Source organism: Mesorhizobium sp. M8A.F.Ca.ET.057.01.1.1 (genome assembly GCF_003952565.1).
Classification (GTDB): Bacteria; Pseudomonadota; Alphaproteobacteria; order Rhizobiales; family Rhizobiaceae; genus Mesorhizobium.
This window is the reverse complement of record NZ_CP034454.1, coordinates 221,295-246,785: the sequence shown is the minus strand read 5'-3', so window position 1 is coordinate 246,785 and position 25,491 is coordinate 221,295. Positions and strand designations below refer to the sequence as shown.

Sequence of the window (25,491 nt, the reverse complement as noted above, 5' to 3'; positions counted from 1 at the left end):
AAGCACACACTAGAGCATCCTCGGCAGATTACGGTTCAACATGCATCTCTCAGCAAGCCTGCTTCAACGCCAGAAGCAACGTATGGTCTTATCGCCTCAAGCCATTGAAGCTATTCGCTTGCTGCGATTGACGCATACTGAACTCCATCAGCTCGTGCAGCAGGCACTCGAGAGGAACCCCGTTTTGAAGCCTGACCCGTTTGACGACGATTCGCCGCTGTCAGGGGTGGATCAGCGGAGCAGTCAAAGCAGAAGCGAAATCGGCGAATCGCCCATTGGCGGGCCGTCTGGCGGGCGCGGGCAATGGAAGTCGCAACGCAGTAGCGGCAACGATCGACCTGCCGTCGAGGAGTTTACCGCCCACACCGAAACATTGCACGACCATGTCGCCCGCCAGGTCGCCCTCACCCCGTTCACCCCCAGGAGCGGCTGATTGCCGGACAGCTCGCCGCCCATCTGGAGGACACTGGCTATCTTCAGGTAAACCTTTTCGATCTGGCCAGGAGGTTAAACGTTCGGCAAGCTGATGTGGAACGGGTCATCGGAATCTTGCAGCAATTTGATCCGCCGGGGATTTTTGCGCGAACTCTCAGCGAATGCCTGGAGATTCAGCTGCGCCAGCAAGACCGGTTCGACCCGGCTATGGCAGCTTTGGTCGCCAATCTCGAGATGCTTGCACGGGGGATTTTCAGGGATTGAAGCAGCGTTGCGGAGTCGACGAGGAGGATCTCCTCGACATGAGGAACGAAATCCGCGCGCTCGATCCCAAGCCTGGAGACCGGTTCCAGTCCGGGACGCCGGAAACCATCGTACCGGACGTCTGGGTAATGCCCAAGTCCGAAGGTGGATGGCGGGTGGAGCTTGATCCGGCCACGCTGCCCAAAGTGTTGATCAACCACACCTATGTCGCCGAAATCTCGCAGCTGACCAATCAAAATCCGGAAGGCAAAGCGTTTCTCGACCATTGCCAGGAAAAAGGGAACTGGCTGATCAGCTGCCTCGAGCAGCGCGCTAAGACGATCCTTAAGGTTGCGACCGAAATCGTGCGCCAGCAGGATGCCTTTTTTACACACGGCGTCGCCCATCTGCGGCCTCTCTGTCTCAAAAATGTCGCTGACGGGATCAAAATGCACCAGTCGACGGTAAGCCGGGTGGCTTCGAACAGGTACATGTTAACTCCGCGCGGGGTGTTCGAGCTGAAGTATTTTTTCACAGCGACAATCGCATCCTGCGAGGGCGGCGACGCGCACTCCGCCAAATCTGTCCGCCATCGGATCAAGGCAATCATCGCCGAAGAATCGCTCGACAAGGTACTTTCCGACGAAGACATCGTTGCTCAGCTCAAGCAGACCGGCATCAATGTCGCTCGCCGTACCGTCACCAAATATCGCGAGGCGATGAACATCCCTTCCTCCATACTACGGCGCCGCGATAAGCGTTTGTCCGCAGCTGCGATCAAGCGAAGTGACTAACCGGCATTCCTGGTCGGCGAGAGGCGACTCTCAACTTCCTCCGGGCCGAAGCAGCTTTCGAAGTCCTGGCATTCCCGACAACTGGGTGCAGTGCATGACGAAAAGCCTTCGGCCTCACACAGCTTGCGGTAAAAGTACTTTTTCCATTTCATGTTTTCTGTGTTGCCTGCCGCCAGCGCGGGAAAATGTCTGGCAAGCAGGCGGCTGAGCTCAGCGCGATTTGAGAGGCCAAGATCCCGCCAAAGATGGTCCGTGCGCATCGCACGCCGGGCGATGATCTTGGCCAAGCGGCCGCTCGCCGGGTCGGCCGGCGCAGCATGCGCTAGCAGCAGCCGGCGTAGCAGCTCCTCTTCCAGTTCCGGCTCGGGCTCGCTCAACTCCTCCAAAGCGAATACGCTGCTGGAGGTAGACGGGAAAGTTGCGGCCAAGACATCACGCAATTCGACAGACGAAAGGCCTGTCCCCTCCGTCGCCAACACCTCGCCCGCCTGGACCTCCTCAAGCGAACGTGAATGTACGCAGGGCAGCACATGCTGATCGAAGCTCCTCCCTAGCTCGGACCCACGCCATTGCGCGCTGGATAGGCAGCCATCATCGTAACGGCCGGCTTCAGCTTCCGGCATGACAAAGCGCCTTGTTGACCGCAGGGATGATCTTGTCGCCCCAGAGCTCGATCTGGCGCAGCATCGTCTTTTGGTCGAAGTCGCCCAATTGAGTCTGAACTGCGATCTGGTCCGGTTTCAAGATATCGATCTCTTCCAGCAGGCGATCAATCACGCGATTTACGCTGCCAATCGGCAAATTTTTGCGCATGGTCTCGAAGGACAGATCCTGCTGGGTCGGTGTCTCCTGCAGCAGGTAGCCATCGTGGCTCTGTTGGCGGCGCTGATGCAGGGCTTCAGAAAGCCGGCGCTGGAAGCGGGCATTGTCGAGATAGCTGTTGATCTCCAACTCGTCGTGGCTGGCATAGCAGCAGCGCAGCAGCGATATCTTGACGTCGGTGACGTTCTTTTCCTCGGATGCCGCCGCCCTCTCGACTGATTCACGCAGTGTGGTCAAAGTCTCTAAGCCGTCGTGGAAGGCTGTGACAAAAAAATTGTGCCCCTCGCGGTAGGCCCGAGCCATCCGTGCGGCTCCGCCAGCGATCCAGATAGGCGGCGTCGGCTGCTGGACTGTGCGGACCGAAATCGCTGTTGGGGGATCTTCTCATACTGGCCGTCGTGTTCGAAGACGTTTTGGTTGAGGCCCTTGAGAATGATGTCCAGGTATTCCGAAAAGACGGCCGGCGCCTCATCGATGTCCACGCCGAACCGTTCGAACTCGAACTGCTGGTATCCCAAGCCTACGCCGAGCTCGAGACGGCCGTTCGCAACGATGTCGGCGAAGCCGATCTCGGACAGCAGGCGCTGCGGTTGGTAAAGCGGCAGCACGCAGACGGCAGTGCCCAGGCGAATCGTGCTTGTCAAGCCGGCGCAGTGCGCCACCATCATCAGCGGGGATGGTATGAGGCTGTAATTGTTGAAGTGGTGCTCAGCAAACCACGCGGTGTTGAACCCAGCCTGCTCCGAAGCGACGGCCTGTTCGATGGAGTTGCGGATGACGCTTTCTGAGGATTGGTGATAGCCACGCTGGGCGGCCAGAATGAAAGTGGCAAATTCCATGATTTCTCCTCGTTATAGACACGTCAGCCGACCGGGAATGTGCTCGGCATGCACATGCTTGGATCTCAAGCACCTCAGGTGCGTCGTGGAGCCGAGGCTTCATAATGCTCGGCCGGTCGCCCTGCGAAGGCCTGGCAATTAACCTGCGGCCTCCGCAAAACATTCGTCATAGAGTTCGCTGGCGTTTCCCGCATCACCGAACGAGGTCCAGCCGCCGTCCACGTAGAGGATCGAGCCGTTGATGTATGAGGCGTCAGACGAAGCAAGGAAGAACGATGCATCTGCGACGTCTTCTGGCCGTCCCATCCTGCCCATGGGGATGCGTCGTCCGATTGCTGTCAGGTCGATGCGGCCGGCTTTGGCCAACTGAGCAAGTGCGGGCGTGCGGATGTGGCCAGGAGCGACGGTGGCTGTCCGAATTCCGACCGGCCCGAGTTCGGCCGCCATGCAACGGGTCAGCATATCCATCCCCGCCTTGGAGGCGCCGTAGGCATGGCGCGGCGCGAACGGCAGAAAGCTGTCGATCGACCCGAGATTGAGGATCACGCCGCCCGGGCGCATAGCCTTGATCGCTTCGCGCGCGCAGGTGAAGGCGCCGGTAAGGTTGACATCCAGGACGTGTTCGAGCTGTTTCGACAGTTGCTCGATCGCAGGCACAATCCTGTCGGCGGTATCAGCACTATTGACCAGAACATCGATATACCCGAAGCGTCCCCTCAGTTCTTCGAACATCGACACCACATCGCTCTCGACGGCCACGTCCAGCGATTTCGCCAGATGCTTGCCGGGGAGCGATGTAGCCAGCTCTGCCGCTGCAGTGCCATCTTTATCAGCAATCACGACGGTGTCGCCGTTCGCGGCAAAGCGGCGAGCGACGGCCGCGCCAATGCTTTTTGCGCCACCGGTGACGAGCACGATTCGCGCATCTGTGCATTCGGCCGGACAGGAGAGCTCGGCTTGGAGCGCACCATCCACCGGCGGGTGAGCATCCCCCGGCTGGTTGAATGACATCCAGCCTCCGTCGACTGCCAGCACCGAGCCGGTGATGTAGCGCGCCTGCGTGCTGCTCAGAAAACGCACGACCCTGGCGATCTCGTCGGGGCGAGCCAAGCGCCCCATCGGCACGCGGCGGCGTATCGCCGCGAGGTCCATTTTGCCAGCGCGTGCCAGTTCTGTGACCATTGGGGTGCGGACGGAGCCCGGCGCCACCGCCGTGACGCGGATTCCTCGCATAGCCCACTCGCATGCAAGGGACTTTGTCAACGAGATCACGCCAGCTTTCGAGGCTGCGTAGGCGTTGCGCCTGGGATTGCCGACCACGCCCGCCATCGAAGCCACATTGACGATCGCACCGCCCGGCTTCATGCGCCGCGCCGCTTCCCGGGCCATAACGAATGGCCCAATAAGGTTCACTGTCACGCCGCGTCGGAAGGTATCGACAGCGGTGTCGATGATCCTATCCATCGTGGGTCCAACCGCCGCATTGTTGATGAGGACATCGATTTGCGCGAACCGTGCTTCGACCTGGCCGAAAAGTGAGAGCATGTCCTTCTCTCGCGACACATCGCACTCCAGACCGACGTGCGGCGACCCGAGATCCCGAGCCAGTTCAACCACACCACTGCCCGGAAGGTCCACCGCAACTACAGTGTCTCCGTCCGCGGCAAGGATATCGACCAGGGCACGGCCGATCCCGCCCGCAGCGCCTGTGATGATTACGGTGCGTGCTGCCAGTTTCACGAGAGCTTCTCCACGATGACCGCTTGTGATCTCAGCCCATCAACCTTGGGCGGAATGAAGGGCCGAGCCAAATCGTTGCAGTGACCGCCAGTTGCGGCCCCACACAGATGTCGTTCCCGTAGGGCGCTCATCCTCCATTTCTACCCACTTATGCAGCTCCCAGTTGGGGACCCTCGACGCCATCTTGGTCGGTGGGGATGTGACCCTTGAGCAACTGGTAGATGGGATCGTCTGGATGTTGTGCTCCAATCGGCTGTCGCCGGCCGAACCTATCTGCCTCAAGAATCGCTGGCGGGATTTGCTCCTCAACCCAATCGTAGACGACTGTCCGTTCCGCAATTCGCCACTCGTCCTGCCTCTTCTGAAACAGATCGCAGTAACGGCCGCAAAGCAGCGTCTGACGTATTTCTTGGTCTGTATCCGGTCCGCGTTGCAGCGCGGTGAAATAGCTCTCGACCGCGGCCTCTGCTGAACTGATGAAGTCGATCAGGCTGTTCGTGATTTGATGGATGTTACGGTGCCCCGGCAGACCGAGAGCAAATTGGATGAAGTCCTCTGCCGGTCCGCAATAGGGACCGTGCCTGTCATACGCTTCGGGCCAGTATGCGCTACGCAGCGCCGCCTCATCGGCGCGGTCTATCCCGCGGCAGTACCGATACAGGCAGTTGCGGATCGCCTCTCGGTCACGCAGTTCGGTAATTTTCGCGTGGTCGACAGGGTCTGTCGCGAATTGTATGATTGTTTTATCCTTCCCGATGCCAGTCTGCACTTTGCGTGTGTCTCTCTCTACAACTGAGTTAGCGGGGGGCTCGTCAACTTCCAGAGCTTGTTCGGGGCAGGCTCGTACCCCTTTTGAGGCAAGCAGTTGCTCCCCATCGGCAACATCAATATCACCGGGCAAGATGTAGCCGGCGTCATCAAGCTTGAAGACTCTCGGCGCCCGCGCCCAGCAGCGCGCATGACCCTGGCATCTGGCTTTATGTACGACGACACGCATAGCGAACTCCAATGTCGTTGGCTGAAACTTCAGGACCAGTCCAGGATCAGATTCTCGATCCCGAACACATGGCCGCCGAAGGTGATAGGTTCAGTCCCTGTCTTGATCCGAAAGGCTGGGATGCGCGCCAGCCACTCCTCCAGGCCAATGACAATCTCCCGCCGGGCAAGGTGTGAGCCAAGACAACGATGGGGACCATAGCCAAAGGCAGCGTGCCGGTTGTCCTCGCGCGCCAGATCGATCTCATTCGGGCATTCGAATTCCGCCGGGTCACGATTGGCAATCATCGTGGCACAGGAAACATAGTCTCCCTTGCGGATCGGCGCGCCTTTGAAGTCGACATCCTTCGTTGCCACTCGGATCATCTGAATGGTCGAATAGGCGCGCAGCAATTCTTCCGCAGCGACGGCAATCCGGTCCGGTTCGCTTCGTAGCAATTCCTGATCTTTGGGGTTGCGCGCGAGATGGGCCAAGTCGAAGCATATGGCTGCTGAGACCGTGTCGAGTCCCGCGACGAACACAAGCACGCCGATGCCACGGACTTCTTCGTCACTGAGCAGACGACCCTCGACCTTTGCCTTCACGATGAAGGTCATGAAATCATCGACCGGCTCCTTGCGGCGCTCGGTGGCAAGTTCGTCGATGAAGGCCACGATCGTCCGGGCTGCGGGTGGTCGTTGCTCCTTATCGCCGTGGAGCAGATCTCTAGCCCAGCCGACAAATGTTTCTAGTCCGTTGTCCGAAAGCCCAATAAAGCGAAGGAAGATATTGACCGCGAACGGAACTGCAAAATCCTTCATGATGTCGCAGCTCGTGCCTGATGCGGCGATCCTGTCGATCAGCTTGATCGCTCGTTCCCGGACAGCCGGCTCCAATGCCATTACCCGCTTTGGCGAAAGCAGCGGATTGAGCAGTGAGCGAAAAACACCGTGGAATGGCGGATCGAGCTCAAGCGGGATCATCGGCCAGCTCTCGCCGAGCACAGAGGCGAAGATGCTGCGATGGCTGGAAAACGTTTCGGTGTCCTGCAGCACCCGGCGCTGGTCGCTCGCGCGAGTGATGACCCAGGTACCCCGACCGTCGCGCGTGTTGCTGGTTGAATAAAAGATCGGAGGCCCGGCATGAACGCAAGCAACCGCTGCATGCGGATCCCCGTTAGCGGTCGGCAACATGCCGGGCGACGTAAACAGGCTGAAGTCCCTCACCATTTCGGGCGGGACATGATCTGGAACCGGCCGCGATTTAACCGCGCCAGAATCGAGAGACCGTTCATGAGATGCTGTCGGCATTTGCATGCAATCGTTGGTGCAAGCTCCGTGCCGAATTCGTCTTTCGATAATCCTTGCCGTTTGCTGGGCAACAGGTGGCGCCTGCGCTGACTTGCTGGTCGGGATTGCAACATTCTTGTCCAGCGTCGGACACAGAATGTAGAAAGCTAGACACCGACTTGGAGCAACTCAACTGGTGGGATCGCTAGCTGTGGAGCCTCAACAGGTTGTCCTCGGTTAGAGCGAGGCGACTGATAGGTGTTTTGGACTTTAGGCTCCCGTGGGGACGGTGCCAATTGTATCTGTGCAGCCAGACCGGCAACTCTGCGGCGCGGTGATCTGAAGTCGGATAAGCGATGGCATAAGCCCATTCGCGCAGTGCTGTCTGGATGAAGCGCTCGGCCTTGCCATTGGTCTTGGGTGTATAGGGTCTTGTCCTGACGTGCTTGAGGCCGAGATCGCGGCAGGCCTTGGCGAAGGCCTTTGATCTGTAGCAGGAGCCGTTGTCGGTCATGACGCGGGCTATCGTGACGCCGAGGCTGGCGTAGTAGGCCACCGCCGCCTTGAGGAAGGCGATGGCGCTTTCTTTTTTCTCGTCGGGCAGGATCTGCGAGAAGGCGATGCGGGAGGCGTCGTCGATGCAGACATGGACGAACTCCCAACTGCTGCCGCGCGAGCTGGCATTGCCGGTGCGCTTGCCGGTAATGCGATGACCGATGCGCTCGAAACGACCGAGCTTCTTGATATCGATATGGATCATCTCGCCAGGATGCTCGCGCTCGTAGCGTCGGATCGGCTCGGCCGGTTCGATATCCCGCAACCGCGACAGTCCGGCACGCTTGAGAACCCGGCTAACGGTGGCGGGCGAGACGCCGACCTCATGGGCGATGTGCTTGCCGGTCCAACGTTGCCGCCGCAGCGCCATGATGCGCTCGGCGATCAACGCAGCGGTGGCCTGCGGCATATGGGCGGGCCGCGAGGAACGGTCGATCATGCCGGCCCGCCCTTCGGACTTGTAGCGCTCGACCCAGCGCGCCACGATCTTGGCCGACACGCCGTAGACACGCGCCGCATGGGCTTTGGAGAAAGCGCCTTCTATCACCGACAGCGCCATCTCCTCTCGACGCAGCGGTGTGAGACGGGCATTCTTATGGATGTTCATTCGGATCCTCCGATGGATGCTGAAGCGTGGTAACTCCAGTCTCCTCGGTCCGGTCCGAATGGACAACCTCCCGAAAGCTCACAGCTAGCCGATCATGTGCCCGGGGAGCATCCAGTTCGAAAGCTTGCTCTAAGCGGCTTGGTGACTTGGCCGAGGTCACCCAGGTGGAAATGACCAACACTTGGGGTAAGCCTAGTGGCGCTCCCCTCGATGATGTCTGGCGGGGTGGTTAGCCGCCTCCGTGGGACAAGATCAGTCTACACGAATGGGCTATAGCCTCTCCTCGCCTGCCTCACTGGCCGTCCTTCAGAGCCGGCCACACGAGCTTTTGTCTTTCAGCAGGGCGTTTTTCTCGCCAGCTACAGAGCCACACCGACGCCATTAATGAGCGTCCAGTCGACGGGTTGGATGGCCCTGTCCATCTTGCCCAGCACCTTGGCTTAGCATTTGCCGGTGCGGCGGAAGCCTTCAAGACGCAGTTCTTGACCTTCTCCAGATCAGCCTCGGATGGATATCGGCAAGGGTTCAGCTCGTCCTTTTGAACTTGCGCATCTTCGTGTTGGCCAACCCCAGGCCGCCCGACATATTTGCGGTCTATCCGGCACCTCAACTTCGAACAACCTTGCGGCAAGCTCTTGGGATAGCCCACGCTCGTGCCTCCACCACCCGCTCAGCAGAGCCAGATTTGTCGTTGATGGCACGGAACTTGCGGAGTCATTCGCAGATGCGTCACGGACCGAGAGTGTCGTCCCATGAATTCGATCACCAAAAAGGCCGCCCGACGTTGCTGGGACCGCCTGCAATTACCTTATCCCAGAATTGGGAGCAACGGCTTCAAAAGGGATAACTCATCACCTCAATTTTGTCGATCGCGCGGCCATCGAACCGCAGCCATCGATCAGACTTCCGCCTCGTTGCACTCATTGCGACCGCCTTGGTGCTTGCGACAACCGCTCAATTCTGGCTGCCAGGATAACCACATATGGCGACGGAACTTCCTGCTTCAAAGCAATATAGAGATCGTCGATCATCCCCCCATCAAGGCCTCGATCGAGGACACCGCGTTCGGCTTGCTTGGTTCGCAGTGAACAGACCGCACTTCGACGAATGCGATCGATGCGACCGCGCCGAGAACTCTCCCGCATTGTCGACGGTTGGGTCCGTCGGCCCTCCGATGAGGCCTCGGATGCGTCGGGCGCCGAGGCCTCGACTGATGCCGACTGGCCGCCGCCGGAAGGTCTCGCGGCTTTGATCCCCGGCGATGTAGCCACCCCTGCTGCAACAGCTCCTAGCCGGAGAACTCATTCATGACCGAATCGGCGACAGATTTAGTGGACGCGGCTTTGTTCGACCGAGATCGGCTTGACCCAGAAAGTCCCTATCAACGTTCTGGCCCTGCATGGGGTGCCATCATTTCGCTTTCCTTCGGCACCTTCGGGCTTGTGACGGCAGAGTTTCTGCCCGCCAGCGTTCTGACACCGCTCGCGCATGATCTCCGTATCACCACGGGCACGGCTGGACAGGCGCTAACAGCGACCGCAATCGTCGCGGCGATCTCGGCACCGATAATCGCCATCGTGACAAAGCGTCTGGACCGCAGGGTCGTCATCTGGGCGATGACGCTCCTGCTGATCCTGTCGAACGTTCTGGCAGAGGTTGCGGGGTCGCTGCCGGTTTTGCTGGCGGCACGCGTCGTCCTTGGCATATCGCTTGGTGGTTTTTGGTCTATTTCGGCAGCGTTGGCGATGCGGCTGGTTCCAAGTCACCTCATGCCGCGCGCCATGTCGATCATCCTCACCGGCGTTTCTGTCGCCTCCGTCTGCGCGGCTCCAATCGGCGCTTATGTCGGTGACATTTGGGGATGGCGAGCCTCGTTCAAGGTCGCCGCAATCGTGAGTGCCGTTGCGCTGCTCGTGCAACTCGTAACCATTCCGCCACTGCCTCCGATCGAAGTGCGCAGATTCCGCAGTCCGCTGGATGTCGCGAAGAATCCGGCGATGAAGGTTGCGGTGCTAGTCGTGCTATTGGTCGCTTCCGGCCATTTTGCCAGCTTCGCCTACATCCGCGCCTTTCTCGAGAGCGTTCCTGCGCTCGAAAAGAAGTCAATCCCGCTCGTGTTCCTTGCTTTTGGCACGGCCGGCGTCTTCGGCAATTTAGCCGGCGCATTCCTCACCAAACACAGTCTCAAGGCGGTCGCGGCCCTGCCGCCCCTGCTCATTGCCGTAGCCGCTGTCTCGCTCCTGACTATGGGAGCATCGGCCTTGACCTCGGCAATTGCAGTTGCCGTATGGGGCTTTGCTTTTGGCGCGGTCCCGGTCGGATTGCAGACATGGATGGTGCTACGCGCCGCTCCGAAACAGGCCGAGAGCGCTGGTGTACTGATGGTCATAACCTTCCAAGTGGCCATCGCAGCCGGCACAACTTTCGGTGGCCTATTGGTGGATCACACGGGTATTGCCAGTGTCTTTGTCTACAGCGCGGTTGCCACGTTCCTCGCTGTCTTGACAGTATTTTTGCTCGGCCCGAACCGCAAAACCTGACCGCCTGGTGGGGAGTGACGGTCGGCGGCGTTCACGCTATTGCCACCTCTGAGCTCGGCCCAAAGGCCGCGGCTTCGTCGTAACCATGCGGTCGATGGGGCAGCGCCAAATTGCTTCCTGCTCATCGCGTTGCGATAATACAGCGCGCTTATTGCGTCATCGTGTCCCCGGTCTCGGCTTCAATGCCCGGCTACTGGCTGCGGAGGCAGATGGGCGCCGGCGTCCCACCGACGACGATCGGTCTTTTCTCATGTAGCTGTCGGGGAAACGAGGCAGGTTTTCCGCCAGAACCCGCCAGTCGTCGCGCTCGCGTTCGCCTTCCTTGCGCGCACCGAACAACTGGATGATGATCTTGCCGTCGGACCCATATGCTTCGAGCGAGGTGACGTGACTGTCATTGGTCGGCTTGCGCACGGCCCAAACCTCACGGATTTGGTGGGTCCTGAGATGCAGCCGGAACGTTTCGTCCAGCACATGGATGCACGGCCCGATCTGCTTGACCGACTTGATTAAGCCGGAATGGGTCTGGATAGAACCTCGGTTGCCGACGAAGCACATGATCGGCAATTCGTCTTCGGCCGCACGCTGGAGCACGGCGCCAACTGCGGCATTGTCGAGCAGCCAAGCGTAATCCTGGCCGACCATGCGCAAAGCCTGGCAGCGGCTGAGCTTGAGCGTCTTTAGAAGGTTGACGTCAGTCAGCCGGCTCCAGTGCTCGCGTAGGTCGTCCACCGTGCCGGCCCAGTCCGCAGTCCTCGCGCCCAGGTCGGCTACTCTCGCCTTAAGCGACATGGTCGGCTCCTGGTTGGCGGATACGAGCTCGGCCACCAGCTTTCGATAGGCATGAAGGTTGGAGACCGGCCTGAGATGCACCTTATGCACTGCTGCGCCGGTGGCGTCGAAGAATTGCAAACTGCGCTGGATTCCGCCGCGATGGCGCCTTTCAACAGCGAAACCATACCTCCAAGCTTGCGGGAAGACGCGAAGGTCGAATTCGTCACCAAGGACCATGGCGTGATTGTTGCCGGTTATCACTCTGTTGAAGACGCCAATCTTTTCGTGCACGGCACCTTGATTGCGGGTCAGCGCCGTCACTTCGCCCACGAATTCGAGGCCCGTCAGAACGTGATTGACGCGCGGGTCGATGCGTGCCGCGCCGAAACCGCAATGGGCCGCGACCAGTTCCGCTTCCGAAATGGCCAATTGGGCTGCGAAATCACGCGCGGGAATGTTCGGACAGACTTCCCACGCACGCCGGATTTCGTTGGGCGACCGCTTCTTGCGCTGATCCATGTTTTACCCCTGCCCCGTTCTTCTTTTGACGATCGATCGAAAAACGGGCCTCAGGGGTGTGCACGGCGGACGCGATCGATCGTCAGGCACATGCCAGTCGAATCCTGTCTCCGGGCGGTCAGCGGCCAATCGCCGGTAGAGAGCGATTGTTGGGTGGTCGGCGCCAATCGGCCGATCGAGCATTCGGGTACCACCGGCGGTGCTGCTTTCCCACTCAAGGCGGGTCTGATGGATCATATTGCTCTCCTTCGTTCTTCGATTGCGAGGGCAACCCAAAGGTGAATCGGCCGGCAATTTTGCCGCCGCAACGAAGGCTTCACAAAAATCGTGCCAGTTGCTCCGCGGCAAGCTCTGAACATCTTTGGCTCTGTTCATTGCTTTACGCGTGAGTGCATCGCGAACTCAGGCGCCCTTCCTGTGACGCGGACGCGACAAATCCGACAGTAAGTGTCGGTTGTCGGACGTCTCCCCAGCAATCGAGCATAAGAGACGTCGGGATGTCCTACGGTTTTTGACACGTCTTCCCTTTGGCACGGTCCATGCGAGATGATCCGCGAAAACGTCGGACCGAGGAGAAATCGAGCCATGATTACGCTCACCGACAACGCTGTTGCCGCCATCAAGGCCGCTCTTTACCGCGCCAGCGAGCCGGCGGAAGGATTTCGCATCATGGTCCATGCCGGCGGCTGCGCCGGCTTCCAATACTCAATGGGCCTGGAGAGCGTCTCACGTGAGGGCGATGCGATCATCGAGCGAGATGGGCTCAAGGTGTTCATGGATAGAGGCTCCCAACCCCATGCAGCCGGCATGACCGTGGACTTCGTCACTGGGCTCGAAACATCCGGCTTTGTTTTCGATAACCCCAATGCGCGTGAGACGTGCGGCTGCGGCAAGTCCTGCAAATGATTGCGAGGGAACAGGCTATGTTCGACTATAGCGACGCCAAGGAATACTGCGTCGAACCGGCACCGCCGGCGCTCTGGAACCGGCCGACACGCACTGTCGGCCCGGAACAATTGCGTTCGGTGATGCGCCAAATCGCGATCATCGATCGTTGCCGTGGGCAAGCAAACAAAATTGCCCGAAACAGCTGAATTCCCGGCAGATGCCGCCACCAAAGGGCAATGTCGACAGCGACCGGTCAGCCAAGCCATCGCTCGCCCGGCCGCCCACCTTACCAGATACGATATGCGCCAGAGGTTCAATGGCCCGCCTACCCTTGAATCATTTCAGCAGTTGAAGGATCACTCCCATGAACCCTGTCTATCTCGACAACAACGCAACGACGCGGGTTGATCCTGCAGTCGTTGGAGCGATGTTGCCTTTCTTTACGGAGCAATTTGGCAATCATTCGTCCATGCACGCCTATGGCGCATCGGTTGCTGAAGCCGTGAGAAAGGCGAGGCAACAGTTGCAAGCCCTCATCGGCGCGGGATTCGAGGACGAGATCATCTTCACCTCGGGCGGGACTGAAAGCGACAGTACAGCCATCCTTTCGGCGCTGGAGGTGATGCCCGACCGAACGGAAATAGTGACTTCCGCGGTTGAACATCCGGCCGTTCTGAAGTTGTGCGCGCACCTTGAAAAGACGCGCGGCGTCAAGGTGCACATTATCCCAGTCGATCACCACGGCCGGCTCGACCTGGACGCCTACAGAACCGCTCTCACTCCACAAGTGGCAATCGTCTCGATAATGTGGGCGAACAATGAGACCGGTACGATCTTTCCCGTGGTTAAGCTTGCCGATCTAGCCAGGGAAGTCGGCGCGCTTTTCCACACTGATGCAGTGCAGGCGGTCGGAAGGCTTCCGATTGAGCTGAAATCGACCGCGATCGACATGCTGTCGCTCTCCGCCCACAAGCTGCATGGTCCAAAGGGGATAGGCGCGCTTTATGTAAGACGTGGCGTGCGCTTCTCCTCCATGATCAAGGGTGGGCACCAAGAGCGCGACCGGCGTGCAGGCACTGAAAACACACCCGGCATAGTCGGACTGGGCATGGCGGCCGAACTCGCCTTGAAATTCATGGACGAGACAAAACGAATAAAATGGTTGCGCGACCGCCTTGAGAACGGGATCATCCAGCGCATCCCAAACACATCCATCAACGGCGATCCGCAAGAGCGATTGCCAAACACTGCAAACATTGGATTCGAAGGTATCGAAGGCGATGCAATTCCAATTGTCCTGAGCCGGCTGGGAATCGCCTGTTCCGCCGGGTCCGCCTGTGCCTCTGGCTCACTGGAACCGAGCCATGTTCTGATCGCTATGAACGCGGCATGTGGGGCAGTCCGCTTCTCCTTGTCGCGTGACAACGGCGAAGATGACGTAGACCGCGTGCTTGAGGTCCTGCCTGCGATCACCGAGAAGCTACGGGCCGTTCCCAGTGCTGGACTGTGCGGGCGAGGTGCAGAACAGCTTCATTCCGGCCCGGGTCCGAGCGGCACAATAGCCGACGAGCCGTGAGGTCTTCCTCAACGTGACGACCCTGCGCAATGGAGAGCAGTCAAACTCGGGGTCGCCTTCACCACTTCAGAAAAGCTTGAGATCGCCAAGTCTCTTGCCCAGCCGCCGTGCCAGAGGTCGGCACGCCGTCAGCAATGTCACCAATGCATCGACACCACAATTACGCGCCGGGAGAATACAATGAACTGCTCCGCTGATAGCCGCCCGATCGATCGCACCGATATCCTAGCGCGACTGAAGGGCCTGTCGGCCGCGGAGGACTTCTTCGCCTGCCTTGGCGTCTCCTACGACCCGAAAGTGATGAATGTCTCGCGGCTCCATATCATGAAGCGCGTGGGCCAATACCTTGCCGAAGAAGATTTCTCCGGTCTGCCTAACCAGGTAATCGCCGCGCGGGTGCGCGCCAAGCTGGAACGCGCCTACGAAGATTTCGCGACTTCCTCGCCGCTCACGCAACGTGTGTTCAAGGTGCTAAGGGACCACGATCCAAACATATGTCCCGCACCTGGCCGCGCCTTCGTCCCGCTCGACTCTGCACTGAAGCGGTTCGGAAAGTAATGAGCCCGACACGGCTGCGACGCGACAATGTCGAGAAGTCGACAAATCCAGTCCTCATGACGCCTCCTCGGAAGCAAACGAAGCCACCTTCTGGAATAGAGGCAGGAAGACGACTTGGCATGAACGATGCAGGCAATGAGGCGAACCGCCAAGCACGAATCCGGACTGGGAGCTTAGAGAAACCGCCAATGCATATCGTAATCTGCATCAAGCAGGTGCCGGATTCGGCACAGATCCGCGTGCACCCGGTGACGAACACGATCATGCGTCAGGGTGTTCCGACCATCATCAATCCTTACGACCTGTTCGCCCTCGAAGAAGCGCTCAAACTGCGCGACGTTCATGGTGGCGAGGTTACTGTGCTCACAATGGGTCCGCCCATGGCGGAGGACTCGCTGCGAAAGGCGCTCGGTTACGGTGCTGACCGAGCAGTTCTCTTGACGGACCGCTATTTTGCCGGATCCGATACGCTGGCGACTTCCTTTGCTCTTTCGCAAGCAATCGCAAAAATTGGGGAGACTTTCGGCAGGCCGGACATCGTCTTCACCGGCAAGCAGACGATTGACGGCGATACCGCCCAGGTCGGACCGGGCATAGCCAAGCGCCTAGATTTATCGCAACTTACCTATGTCGCGAAGATTGCCTCCATCGATCTCGATACGCGAGAGATCGAAGTCGCGCGTCGCGCCGAAGGCGGCACCCAGTTGCTGAAGAGCAGACTCCCTTGCCTCATTACCATGCTGGAAGACACCAACGAAATCCGCCGGGGCTCGCTCCAGCAGGCTCTGTGCGCGGCGCGCAGGCAAGTCGTGAAGTGGACTGCAGCCGACGCCGGCATTGACGATCTCACCCGGTGCGGTCTGCGTGGCTCGCCTACAGTCGTCAAGCGTGTTTTCGCCCCCACCGCACGGGCAGAAAGGGCGGCGCAGATCGACACCGCGGAAAGGGGCTTGCAGGACATAGCCGATGAACTCATCGCCGATATCTTAACCCGCCGGCCGGCGCTGGAACATGAGCTGGCCTTCAACAGCGGCACGTGACGGCCAGGAGCAGAAAATGTCGACCGCAAGCCAAACCACCCTCGCATTGCCCCCGGCCGTGCCGGTGTAAAGAAAGAACTTCCCGACCATTTCAAAGACTACCGGCACGTGTGGGTCTTCCTCGAGCTCGAACGCGGCAATGTGCATCCTGTATCATTCGAACTGCTGGGCGAAGGCCGCAAATTGGCCGACAAGCTTGAAGTCCAGCTCGCGGGCGTCGTGCTGGGACCGCCGGGCGAGATGGTCGAGGACGCTGTTGCCGAGGCCTTCGCTTACGGGGCGGATCTTGTCTACATCGTCGATGCGCCGCCGCTCGCCGACTACCGGAACGAGCCGTTCGCCAAGGCGCTCACGGATCTGGTCAATACCCATAAACCCGAAATCCTCCTTCTCGGCGCGACCACACTGGGCAGGGATCTTGCAGGCTCGGTAGCGACGACCCTGCAGACGGGGCTCACGGCCGACTGCACCGAACTTGATGTAGATTCCGACGGTTCACTCGCCGCGACCCGTCCGACTTTTGGTGGCTCATTGTTGTGTACGATCTATACACTAAATTACCGGCCGCAAATGGCGACGGTGCGACCAAGGGTCATGCCTATGCCGCAACGGGTGGATAAGCCGGTCGGGCGTGTCATGCGGCACAAGCTGTCGCTCGTTGAGGACGATATCGTCACCAAAGTCCTCGGCTTCCTACCGGATAACCAGTCGGCAATGGCAAATCTTGCCTATGCGGATGTCGTGGTTGCGGGAGGCCTCGGTCTCGGAGCGGCGGAGAACCTTCAGCTTGTGAAGAATCTTGCCCGAGCGATCGGCGCCGAGCATGGCTGTTCGCGCCCCTTGGTCCAGAAGGGCTGGATGCCGGCTGATCGACAGATTGGACAAACTGGCAAGACCATTCGACCGAAGCTTTACATCGCGGCCGGAATTTCCGGCGCCATCCAGCACCGAGTTGGGGTCGAGGGGGCCGATCTCATCGTCGCGATCAACACCGATCCGAACGCGCCGATTTTCGAGTTCGCCCACCTCGGGATCGTCACGGATGCAATCCGCTTCCTGCCCGCACTGACGGAAGCCTTCACCCGGCGGCTGTCGCCGCACAGTCGAGACAAGCTTGCGAGTTGAGGGAGAGGACATGATTGAACAATTCGATGCCATAGTGGTCGGAGCCGGCATGTCTGGAAACGCAGCTGCTTACACTTTGGCAAGCCAGGGGCTGAAGGTACTGCAGTTGGAGCGCGGGGAATATCCGGGCTCTAAGAACGTCCAGGGTGCCATAATGTACGCGAACATGCTGGAGAAGATCATCCCGGACTTCCGGGATGATGCGCCCCTCGAGCGGCACCTGGTCGAACAGCGACTTTGGGTGTTGGACGACACGTCTCACACCGGAATTCATTACCGGTCGGACGACTTCAATGAGGCGAAACCCAACCGCTACACGATCATTCGCGCCCAGTTCGACAAATGGTTTTCCCGCAAGGTGCGCGAGGCTGGCGCGACGGTCCTGTGTGAGACGACCGCGACGGAACTCGTCCGTGATGGCAATGGCAAGGTGATCGGCGTCCGCACAGACCGGGCTGGCGGAGTGGTCTTCGCGAATGTGGTCGTTCTCGCAGAAGGGGTGTCGGGATTGCTTGGCACTCGCGCAGGCCTGCGCGAGATGCCGAAGCCGGAGACCGTGGCGCTTGCCGTCAAGGAAATGCATTTCTTGCCCGAAGAGGTCATTGGCCAGCGGTTCGGGGTCAAGGGCGATGAAGGCTGCGTAATCGAGGCCGTGGGCACGATCTCTCGCAGCATGGCCGGGCTCGGCTTCCTTTACACCAACAAGGAGTCGATATCACTCGGCATCGGCTGCCTGGTCTCGGATTTCGCCGCGACGATGGAGAGCCCGTCCGCCCTCCTGGATGCGATGAAAAACCATCCTTCGATCCGGCCGCTGATCGCTGGCTCGGAGGTGAAAGAATATGCCGCCCATCTTATCCCCGAAGGTGGTTACAAGGCCATTCCGCAGCTCTTCGGCGACGGTTGGGTCATCGTCGGCGACGCAGCGCAACTGAACAATGCCATTCACCGTGAGGGTTCGAACCTTGCCATGACCTCGGGTCGTGTCGCGGCTGAGGCGATCATCAAAGTCAAAAGCCGCAACGGTCCTATGACCAAAGCGAACCTTGCGCTCTACAAGACGATGCTGGATGACTCCTTTGTGATCAAGGATCTTAAGAAATACAAGGACATGCCAGCCTTGCTCCACACCAATTCCAGCAACTTTTTTGACAGCTATCCGCGGCTGATGTCGCATGCCGCTCAGAACTTCATGCGTGTCGACGGCACGCCGAAGATCGAGAAGGAAAAGAACACCACGGCCGCCTTCATCAACGCGCGCTCGCGCTGGGGGTTGGTCAGCGACGCGGTCCGCCTGGCATTGGCATGGCGCTGAAGAGGGTACAAGATGACGATCGCAGTGACGAAGGTTCGTGTCGAGGACAAACTTTACCAGAACCGCTATCTGGTCGATTCCGGCCGCCCCCATATTATAGTGCGACCGCACGACAAGCCAAGCGCGAACTTGCTTGCGTTGACCTACGTCTGTCCGGCGAAATGCTATGAGTTGAATGACAAGGGTCAAGTCGAGATCACCGCCGACGGCTGCATGGAATGCGGCACCTGCCGGATATTGTGCGAGAAAGGCGGCGACATCGAGTGGAACTATCCGCGCGGCGGCTTTGGTGTCCTGTTCAAGTTCGGATGATCAGCCGGGACCGTGCCAAGAGCATGCCGGCAGCGAGCAACTGCGGCACACCATGAGCCTCTCCATCCACTTGCAAAGAGCTAGTGAATATTGGCCTTTCGCAATTCAAATTTCCTTGACTCGTTAGCGGTGTCCTCAGGCCACGGCGCTGCCCTGTGCGCCGGACTTACCACCGGTCACGTGGTCGAGCCCCTTTGGGACAACGCCCGGCCATCGTGCCGGATGGCAGCCACAACGGCCGGTGAGCAAGTGGAACGGCACAACCCATGGCAAAGACGTATGTGCTAGTGCATGGTGCCTGGCATGGCGGATGGTGTTGGCGGGACGTGGCTGCCAATCTTCGCAAGATGGGATGCCACGTGACCACGCCGACCAGGTGTCGGCGAACGCGCACGTTTGCTGTGCAAGGACATCACGCCCGACACATTCGTGACCGACATCGTCAACCACATTGTGACGGAAGAGCTGAGCGATGTGATCCTTGTCGGTCACAGTCTAGGCGGCATCAGCATCACCGGCGCCGCCGACCGGATACCCGACCATATCAGCCATCTCGTTTATCTCGACAGCGCCATCGTCGAGAGCGGTCAAAGTGTATTCAGCACCATGCCCCCGACATCGTCGCGGCCCGTCGAAAATTGGTTGCGGAGGAAGGACGGGGTATCTTCATGCCGACTCCGCCGCCAACAGCATTCGGCATTCCCGAGGGACACTCGCTCACGGACTGGGTGCGGCGCCGGATAACACCGCATCCGGCAGGCACCTACGAAAGCGGACTTAAGCTCGAGCACCCGCTCGGCAACGGCAGACCCCGAACCTATGTCGTCTGCACTAATCCACTCCACCCGCCGATGGCGGGAGCGCGAGAATGGGTGGCGAAGCAGGATGGCTGGGCGTGGCAGGAACTCGCCACTGGCCACGACGCAATGATCCTCGCGCCGACGGAAGTTGCTCTCCTTCTTAGCGCAGTCGGCTGAGGAACCAAGTAGGGTGAGCGGCGGCCGATTCTCAGGCCGTGGCCTTGAGCTCTGGTGCACGGATAGGCCCAACGGGTCGTTCCGGTGGCGCCACCGAAACCACTAGGCGGGAGTGGCCTGTCCTGCCGACGTCGCAAGCTTGCGAGCGTTCCGCCGCGGCCGCAGCCCGTAGCGCCGGGCAACCTCCGAGATCACCGCGTCGGCTCCAGGGTCTCGGAATGACTCCGTGCCTTGTCGTCCATCGACCAATGCCGCCGACCAACAGCGCCGTTGATCACCCTCGAAAACGCCGAGGCTGCCGCTCAGGGTCAATCGTAAGTTCAAGTTCAGACACAAGCCGATCTCCGATCCACCTCAGAATCGGCAGGCCCACAGATCGCGGGTCCTCCTGGAAGGACACAGCGCTTACCCTTGAAATATGGAGAACCATGGCTTTGCGCCGTCGGCAGTTGAGCTGATCTCGCAATGCTATTTCCCCGGCAACGTCCGAGCCGGAGAACTGCGTGCTTGGCGTTCTCCTCTGGAAGGAACCAATCTTTCGGAACGTGGCAATGTCATCGACGAGCTCTCACGGGCCAGCACGATGCCGGTTCGGCGCATCGGCGCCCCCTGAACACGAGATAGCCACTTGCGATTCTAACGATACGGCCGGACGGGGGCTGAGACCGCGGCGGACGGAGCGTGACGGCTGATCGACACAATGGAGAAGGCCGGCTGGGTTCAGGCTAATGCGGCTCGAATTCTCGGCCTCAAGCTGCGACAAGTCGGCTAGGCGATACGCCGGCATAGTATCGAGGTGAAGGAAATTCTAAGAGCCTGATGAGCCAATCGTCAGGCCAGTGGTCTTGCGCGCCCTGTGCGCGACAAGGAGTGCTTCGTGCTTCTGAACGGATTTGGACTTGCACTGTCGCAAGCAGGACAAAATTGTGTCGCGCCGGCCTGACACAATGCGATATCGACCCGAATAGTGAACTGAAGCCGCTTTTTTCAGTTGGTATGGCTCTTGCACCTTGAACCGCGACGTTACCAGCAACGGAGCCGTTTGATGTCCTCACCGACAGTTTCGATTGAGGGGCCGACTAGCACGACATCCGAGGGTTTTCTGGCAGCCGCGAAATCCGGTGGCTGCGCATCGTCCTCCTACGGCTCGTCGCCGACCAGCCCGGGCGAAGGGGATCCGGCTATTTGGGAAAGGATCAAGGATCACCCCTGCTTTTCGGAGGAAGCGCATCATTATTTCGCGCGTATGCATGTGGCGGTCGCGCCGGCTTGCAATGTCCAGTGCAACTATTGCAATCGCAAATACGATTGCGCCAACGAGAGCCGGCCTGGTGTTGTGTCTGAGAAGTTGACGCCCGACCAAGCGCTACGCAAGGTCATCGCCGTTGCCAACAAAGTTCCGCAGCTTTCGGTTCTTGGCATCGCTGGGCCGGGGGATGCCTGTTACGATTGGGAGAAAACGAAGGCAACGCTCGACCGCGTCATCAGGGAAATCCCCGACATAAAGCTGTGCGTCTCCACTAATGGGCTCGTGCTGCCGGACCATGTCGCCGAGCTTGCCGAAATGAATGTTGATCACGTGACGGTCACCATCAACATGGTCGACCCGGAAGTCGGCGCGAAGATCTATCCATGGATCTTTTATGAAAATCGCCGCTACTTCGGCATCGAAGCCGCTCGAATCTTGCACGCGCGGCAGATGCTGGGCCTGGAGATGCTGAGCGCGCGCGGCATCCTCACCAAAATCAACTCGGTGATGATTCCTGGAGTGAACGACCAGCACCTGTTTGAGGTGAACAAAATGGTCAGGGAGCGGGGCGCGTTTCTGCACAACGTGATGCCTCTGATTTCGGACCCGGCGCACGGTACCCACTACGGACTCATCGGGCAGCGCGGCCCAACGGCAATGGAGATGATGGCTCTTCAGGATCGACTTGAAGGTGGCGCCAAGTTGATGCGCCACTGCCGGCAGTGCCGGGCAGATGCTGTCGGCCTGCTCGGTGAAGATCGTGGCCAGGAATTCACGCTGGACGGGATTCCCGACGATGTCGCCTACGATGCTGGCAAGCGTCAGGCCTATCGGCAGGTGGTCGCACACGAGCGCCGTGATCATGAGGCGGCGAGGAGCGAGGCCATCGGTATGGTCAAGGCAACAGACTCCGAAAAGTCGCTTCTGGTTGCGGTGGCCACTAAGGGAGGTGGACGGGTCAACGAACACTTCGGCCACGCGAAGGAATTCCAGGTTTATGAAGTCTCGCCTAGAGGGATCAGCTTGGTCGGGCATCGGAAGGTCGAGCGGTATTGCCTCGGAGGCGGGGGCGAAGAAGCCATCCTCGAGGGCGTCATCGCAGCGCTCGAAGGCATACACATAGTGCTATGCGCCAAGATCGGAAATCGCCCGAAGGAACAACTCTCGCGAGCTGGACTGCGCGTAACCGACGCCTATGGCCATGACTACATCGAGACCGCAGTCAGCGCACTTTACGCGGCAGAGTTTGGGATCAGACCACTAGCGGCGACGGCCTGAGCCGTCTCGTCCGATAACCAGGAGTTAGAATGGCTTTAAAGATCATCGCATCCCAATGTACCCAATGCGGGGCCTGCGAGTTCGAATGTCCTTCGGAAGCGATCAAGTTCAAGGGCGACGCCTATGTGATCGATCCAAACAAGTGCACCGAATGCAAGGAGGCCTTCGATACGCAGCAATGCGTGTCGGTCTGTCCGGTACCGAAAACCTGCGTTCCCGCTTGATTCCTACCGAAACGGTCGGGTTCGCCGCACGACGACGCCTGCAACCCGCGACCACAACAAAAGCCTCGAGAAAGGAATGGACAGCATGTGGTCCAGACGCGAACAGGAGGTCGAAATCGGCAGACCGCCACGGTTCATGCAGGGTGAGCGGGTCCGTGCGATACGCCACATAAAAAACGACGGCACCTATCCCGGCAAGGAGATCGGCGAAAACCTCGTGCGGAAGGGCGACGAAGGCTACGTGCGCGACATTGGAACCTTTCTCCAGCAATTCTTCATCTATGCGGTCGAATGGATCGATCGTGGCACGGTCGTCGGCATGCGAGCGCGCGAACTCATTAGCCTCGACAAAGTCGAGGTTCCCTGCGGAGCTGAAGGCATTTCCAACGGGGGAACAGCCGGATGAAAGTAATGATTCGCAGGACCGCTACTGGCTTGTCGGCTTATGTCCCCAAGAAGGATCTCGAAGAGCCGATCACCGAGATTGAGAACGCTGACTTATGGGGCGGGACCGTGACGCTCAGGAACGGTTGGCGGCTCATGCTGCCCGACCTTCCGCGCGACACGCGTTTGCCGATCACCGTCGAGGCGATGAAGATTTCCGACGGGGCCTGATGCCGGTGGGTTCAGTGGCGGAGAGGAAACGCGTATGAACACGATGCTGAGCTGGGACCATCTCGTCGTCGTCCGGGGCAGTTTTGCCAAAAAACTGATTGACCTGCTGAACGGCGCTCTCAAGGCCGATCGAGTGATCCCCTATCTCGGTCCTGGTCTTCTGCAGCTTAACCCACCGGAATCACCTGTACCTTGCACCCCTGAAGATGTCGCCGCGGCCCTCAACAAGCGGGCGCCTGCCCCTTCCAGGATTCGCACCAATATGTGGTCGGTCGCGCAGTTTATCGAGCAGCGCCGACATCGTCGGACTCTCCAAGCGTGGATGGCGGAGATATTCGCAGCCCCCGCCGAGCCGACCGTTCTTCACGCCTGGCTCGCAACCCTTCAACTGTCTGTCATCATCGACAGCTGGTACGATGGCGCCATGCGAGCAGCCCTTGCAGAGGCCGGCCAAACAGACGTTGTCGAGATACAAGGAACGACGCGCGCGACCGGAATCGGTAACATCTGGACGAGAACTTACGATTTGTCAGGAACAGAACTCGAGGCCGAACAAGTGGCTAGGACGGTGCTCTATGCGCCGCACGGCAGCGTCAGGCCGGCGGCAAACTTCCTCGTGGCTGATTCCGATTACGTCGAAGTCCTAACCGAAATTGATATCCAGACGCCGATCCCGGACGCGGTGAAGCAACGGCGCGTCAACCGGGGTTTTTTCTTCGTGGGCTGCCGCTTCAACGATCAGATGCTGCGCACATATGCCAGACAGCTGATGAAGCGCTCCACTGGCCCACATTTTGCGGTGATCGATTCGGCTACGCTGACCAGAAACGAACGTCGTTTCCTTGCCGAAGGCGCAATCACGGTCATCGACATGCCGATCCGCAACGCCGCGGCTCGCCTCGTCGGGGTCGATGCTAGCCAGGATTAATGGCCGGCGATTGCTGGTGAGTCGCTGCTTGCCTCCAAGGGCGAAAACTCAGTTGGGAATACATTCGTGAGTAGTAATGCTAGTGGCAGCACAACGTAGGCTCTGAATTCGTTGGGCGATGTGAAAGGGTCCGCTGCTGCGGGACGTGAGCACGTTGCGGCGGCATTACGCACATGATCTTGTGACCCCCGTGGCAAAAGAACTGAAGCGCCCGAGTCGCGACAACATATGCAGCGCTCAATGGCTTCGACAAAAATTCGGCACAGTTTCGACAGTTCGCATGCACCTCCAGGGTCAACGAGGTTGATTATGCCTGTTTATGTGGGTCGGCCACGCGAGCAGGAATTCCCACTACCTTTGCCCCGGCGGGAACATCTCGTGTGACCACGCAGCCAGCGCCTACCACTGCATTATCACCAATCGTGACGCCAGGCAGAATGATTGCTCCACCGCCGATCCAGACACGGCTGCCAATGTGAACAGGACGCCCGACCTGCAGGCCGGCCTGCCGCTGCTCGGCATCATGTGGATGATCGGCGGTATAAATCTGCACAGCAGGCCCAATTGCCGTTCCTTGCCCGATTTTGACCTCTACCACGTCAAGAATAACGCAGTTGAAGTTGATGTAGGCATTGGCTCCAATGCGGATATTGAATCCGTAGTCGCAAAAAAAGGGCGGACGGATGACCGTTCCGCGCCCAACCTCTCCCAGCCGCTCGGACAAAAGCTCATGCCAATGCCCCGTGGTCTGCCCCAGCGTATCATTGTACCGCTTGAGCCAAGCCCCGGTGGCCAACAGGTCAGCTTGGATCTCCGGATCCGCCGCATTGTAAAACTCGCCTGCGAGCATCTTTTCTTTTTGGCTACGCATCATAGTCTCCCGTCAGGTCGTGTCCCGTACAGTGATGCAGGAACGCACATCAAACTGCCTCGGCAACTTTGTAACTCGGTCTTGCCGGGCGCGCGGTCGGTCACGAGCCGGGGCGACAGTTTCGTCTCGACCAACTTCCGCGAATTTGGATATCGCAGATCAACCGGTCGCAGGGGCCAATACCTGACGAGGTCGGCAACTGTCCAGCGGTCGAACTCACTTTCATGCCCATCTCAGATTGCGTGATATCGAGCGGTAAGCCATCAGCTAATGTATCGACCAGGTCCCGCCAGCGGAGATCTGCGCGTCGCCTCTACGCATGCTGGCGTGTCACCAATAATACATCGATTATTTCTGGATCCAGGCACGTCGAATTGATTTGCCTTGCGGTGTAGAGCGAAG

Annotated in this window: 22 protein-coding genes and 3 pseudogenes; 16 read left to right on the top strand and 9 right to left on the bottom strand. The window is 59.3% G+C overall.

Translation table 11 applies throughout. From position 1 onward, the window contains the following. Positions 1-40 precede the first annotated feature (40 nt). A pseudogene (gene rpoN, locus EJ077_RS01100) lies at positions 41-1,472 on the top strand (RNA polymerase factor sigma-54). On the opposite strand, the gene EJ077_RS01095 reads toward rpoN, so the two are convergent. From EJ077_RS01095 to EJ077_RS01070, 7 genes and pseudogenes are all read right to left on the bottom strand, one after another. After that, the gene (locus tag EJ077_RS01095; RefSeq protein WP_029356557.1) at positions 1,469-2,095 is read right to left on the bottom strand and encodes a nitrogen fixation protein NifQ; all 627 of its coding nucleotides are present in this window, start codon (positions 2,093-2,095) and stop codon (positions 1,469-1,471) included. The pseudogene rpoN and the gene EJ077_RS01095 overlap by 4 nt on opposite strands. Then, positions 2,082-3,133 (bottom strand): annotated as a pseudogene (locus tag EJ077_RS01090) (LLM class flavin-dependent oxidoreductase). Before EJ077_RS01090 ends, EJ077_RS01095 begins: the two are co-directional and overlap by 14 nt. A gap of 138 nt (positions 3,134-3,271) precedes the next feature. Continuing rightward, positions 3,272-4,873 (bottom strand): SDR family oxidoreductase, encoded by a 1,602-nt coding sequence (locus EJ077_RS01085; protein ID WP_063169384.1) that lies wholly within the window; start codon positions 4,871-4,873, stop codon positions 3,272-3,274. A gap of 148 nt (positions 4,874-5,021) precedes the next feature. Next, positions 5,022-5,609 (bottom strand): nuclear transport factor 2 family protein, encoded by a 588-nt coding sequence (locus tag EJ077_RS01080; RefSeq protein ID WP_126083656.1) that lies wholly within the window; start codon positions 5,607-5,609, stop codon positions 5,022-5,024. 138 nt (positions 5,610-5,747) lie between these two features. Next, positions 5,748-5,870, bottom strand: a pseudogene (locus EJ077_RS31715) (ferredoxin); the annotation flags it as partial. 29 nt (positions 5,871-5,899) lie between these two features. Next, positions 5,900-7,078 (bottom strand): cytochrome P450, encoded by a 1,179-nt coding sequence (locus tag EJ077_RS01075; RefSeq protein ID WP_164759124.1) that lies wholly within the window; start codon positions 7,076-7,078, stop codon positions 5,900-5,902. A 265-nt stretch (positions 7,079-7,343) separates the two neighbouring features. Then, positions 7,344-8,300: an IS481 family transposase gene (locus EJ077_RS01070; RefSeq protein WP_126063820.1), complete on the bottom strand. Its 957-nt coding sequence runs from the start codon at positions 8,298-8,300 to the stop codon at positions 7,344-7,346. 1,307 nt (positions 8,301-9,607) lie between these two features. On the opposite strand from EJ077_RS01070, the gene EJ077_RS01065 reads away from it, so the two are divergent. Beyond that, positions 9,608-10,840: an MFS transporter gene (locus tag EJ077_RS01065; RefSeq protein ID WP_126063819.1), complete on the top strand. Its 1,233-nt coding sequence runs from the start codon at positions 9,608-9,610 to the stop codon at positions 10,838-10,840. 156 nt (positions 10,841-10,996) lie between these two features. Here EJ077_RS01065 and EJ077_RS01060 read toward each other — a convergent pair whose 3' ends face one another. Continuing rightward, positions 10,997-12,133, bottom strand: a complete 1,137-nt coding sequence (locus EJ077_RS01060) for a hemin-degrading factor (RefSeq protein WP_126063818.1) — start codon at positions 12,131-12,133, stop codon at positions 10,997-10,999. 585 nt (positions 12,134-12,718) lie between these two features. Between EJ077_RS01060 and EJ077_RS01055 the strand changes: the two genes are divergently transcribed. The 14 genes from EJ077_RS01055 (at position 12,719) to EJ077_RS00990 (ending at position 24,218) form a co-directional block, all read left to right on the top strand. Further along, positions 12,719-13,039, top strand: coding sequence for a HesB/IscA family protein (locus tag EJ077_RS01055; RefSeq protein WP_029356570.1), 321 nt, complete (start codon positions 12,719-12,721; stop codon positions 13,037-13,039). Positions 13,040-13,385: 346 nt separating this feature from the next. Beyond that, positions 13,386-14,597 (top strand): cysteine desulfurase NifS, encoded by a 1,212-nt coding sequence (gene nifS / locus EJ077_RS01050; protein WP_126063817.1) that lies wholly within the window; start codon positions 13,386-13,388, stop codon positions 14,595-14,597. A 180-nt stretch (positions 14,598-14,777) separates the two neighbouring features. Then, positions 14,778-15,155, top strand: a complete 378-nt coding sequence (nifW, locus tag EJ077_RS01045; RefSeq protein ID WP_024505239.1) for a nitrogenase stabilizing/protective protein NifW — start codon at positions 14,778-14,780, stop codon at positions 15,153-15,155. Positions 15,156-15,343: 188 nt separating this feature from the next. Continuing rightward, positions 15,344-16,195, top strand: a complete 852-nt coding sequence (locus EJ077_RS01040) for an electron transfer flavoprotein subunit beta/FixA family protein (protein WP_126063816.1) — start codon at positions 15,344-15,346, stop codon at positions 16,193-16,195. Between the two features lie 45 nt (positions 16,196-16,240). Continuing rightward, positions 16,241-17,320 (top strand): electron transfer flavoprotein subunit alpha/FixB family protein, encoded by a 1,080-nt coding sequence (locus EJ077_RS01035; protein WP_208702881.1) that lies wholly within the window; start codon positions 16,241-16,243, stop codon positions 17,318-17,320. Positions 17,321-17,330: 10 nt separating this feature from the next. After that, positions 17,331-18,635, top strand: a complete 1,305-nt coding sequence (locus tag EJ077_RS01030; protein ID WP_126080604.1) for an FAD-binding protein — start codon at positions 17,331-17,333, stop codon at positions 18,633-18,635. Between the two features lie 12 nt (positions 18,636-18,647). Beyond that, on the top strand, positions 18,648-18,947 hold the full coding sequence (locus EJ077_RS01025; RefSeq protein ID WP_024505235.1) for a ferredoxin family protein: 300 nt from the start codon (positions 18,648-18,650) through the stop codon (positions 18,945-18,947). Between the two features lie 396 nt (positions 18,948-19,343). After that, positions 19,344-19,691, top strand: a complete 348-nt coding sequence (locus tag EJ077_RS31710; protein ID WP_300980046.1) for an alpha/beta fold hydrolase — start codon at positions 19,344-19,346, stop codon at positions 19,689-19,691. A 933-nt stretch (positions 19,692-20,624) separates the two neighbouring features. After that, on the top strand, positions 20,625-20,696 hold the full coding sequence (locus EJ077_RS31555) for a helix-turn-helix domain-containing protein (protein WP_245467364.1): 72 nt from the start codon (positions 20,625-20,627) through the stop codon (positions 20,694-20,696). A 273-nt stretch (positions 20,697-20,969) separates the two neighbouring features. Then, positions 20,970-22,451, top strand: coding sequence for a nitrogenase cofactor biosynthesis protein NifB (gene nifB, locus EJ077_RS01010; RefSeq protein ID WP_208699258.1), 1,482 nt, complete (start codon positions 20,970-20,972; stop codon positions 22,449-22,451). Between the two features lie 29 nt (positions 22,452-22,480). Continuing rightward, positions 22,481-22,675, top strand: coding sequence for a 4Fe-4S binding protein (locus EJ077_RS01005; protein WP_024505232.1), 195 nt, complete (start codon positions 22,481-22,483; stop codon positions 22,673-22,675). 85 nt (positions 22,676-22,760) lie between these two features. Then, on the top strand, positions 22,761-23,081 hold the full coding sequence (locus EJ077_RS01000) for a nitrogen fixation protein NifZ (protein ID WP_024505231.1): 321 nt from the start codon (positions 22,761-22,763) through the stop codon (positions 23,079-23,081). Beyond that, positions 23,078-23,290: a putative nitrogen fixation protein NifT gene (gene nifT / locus EJ077_RS00995; protein WP_024505230.1), complete on the top strand. Its 213-nt coding sequence runs from the start codon at positions 23,078-23,080 to the stop codon at positions 23,288-23,290. Before EJ077_RS01000 ends, nifT begins: the two co-directional genes overlap by 4 nt. 34 nt (positions 23,291-23,324) lie before the next feature. After that, the gene (locus EJ077_RS00990) at positions 23,325-24,218 is read left to right on the top strand and encodes an SIR2 family NAD-dependent protein deacylase (RefSeq protein ID WP_024505229.1); all 894 of its coding nucleotides are present in this window, start codon (positions 23,325-23,327) and stop codon (positions 24,216-24,218) included. 307 nt (positions 24,219-24,525) lie between these two features. Here the strand turns inward: EJ077_RS00990 and EJ077_RS00985 are convergent, their stop codons facing one another. Further along, positions 24,526-25,092, bottom strand: a complete 567-nt coding sequence (locus EJ077_RS00985; protein WP_024505228.1) for a sugar O-acetyltransferase — start codon at positions 25,090-25,092, stop codon at positions 24,526-24,528. Positions 25,093-25,491 lie beyond the last annotated feature (399 nt).

Coding starts and splice junctions, on each gene's coding strand:
- nifW (WP_024505239.1), top strand. CDS start 14,778: ATGAACTGCTCCGCTGATAGCCGCCCGATCGATCGCACCGATATCCTA.
- EJ077_RS01065 (WP_126063819.1), top strand. CDS start 9,608: ATGACCGAATCGGCGACAGATTTAGTGGACGCGGCTTTGTTCGACCGA.
- EJ077_RS01075 (WP_164759124.1), bottom strand. CDS start 7,078: ATGGTGAGGGACTTCAGCCTGTTTACGTCGCCCGGCATGTTGCCGACC.
- nifB (WP_208699258.1), top strand. CDS start 20,970: ATGTCCTCACCGACAGTTTCGATTGAGGGGCCGACTAGCACGACATCC.
- EJ077_RS00990 (WP_024505229.1), top strand. CDS start 23,325: ATGAACACGATGCTGAGCTGGGACCATCTCGTCGTCGTCCGGGGCAGT.
- EJ077_RS01030 (WP_126080604.1), top strand. CDS start 17,331: ATGATTGAACAATTCGATGCCATAGTGGTCGGAGCCGGCATGTCTGGA.
- nifT (WP_024505230.1), top strand. CDS start 23,078: ATGAAAGTAATGATTCGCAGGACCGCTACTGGCTTGTCGGCTTATGTC.
- EJ077_RS01060 (WP_126063818.1), bottom strand. CDS start 12,133: ATGGATCAGCGCAAGAAGCGGTCGCCCAACGAAATCCGGCGTGCGTGG.
- EJ077_RS01055 (WP_029356570.1), top strand. CDS start 12,719: ATGATTACGCTCACCGACAACGCTGTTGCCGCCATCAAGGCCGCTCTT.
- EJ077_RS01095 (WP_029356557.1), bottom strand. CDS start 2,095: ATGCCGGAAGCTGAAGCCGGCCGTTACGATGATGGCTGCCTATCCAGC.
- EJ077_RS00985 (WP_024505228.1), bottom strand. CDS start 25,092: ATGATGCGTAGCCAAAAAGAAAAGATGCTCGCAGGCGAGTTTTACAAT.
- EJ077_RS01005 (WP_024505232.1), top strand. CDS start 22,481: ATGGCTTTAAAGATCATCGCATCCCAATGTACCCAATGCGGGGCCTGC.
- EJ077_RS01040 (WP_126063816.1), top strand. CDS start 15,344: ATGCATATCGTAATCTGCATCAAGCAGGTGCCGGATTCGGCACAGATC.
- EJ077_RS01070 (WP_126063820.1), bottom strand. CDS start 8,300: ATGAACATCCATAAGAATGCCCGTCTCACACCGCTGCGTCGAGAGGAG.
- nifS (WP_126063817.1), top strand. CDS start 13,386: ATGAACCCTGTCTATCTCGACAACAACGCAACGACGCGGGTTGATCCT.
- EJ077_RS01025 (WP_024505235.1), top strand. CDS start 18,648: ATGACGATCGCAGTGACGAAGGTTCGTGTCGAGGACAAACTTTACCAG.
- EJ077_RS01000 (WP_024505231.1), top strand. CDS start 22,761: ATGTGGTCCAGACGCGAACAGGAGGTCGAAATCGGCAGACCGCCACGG.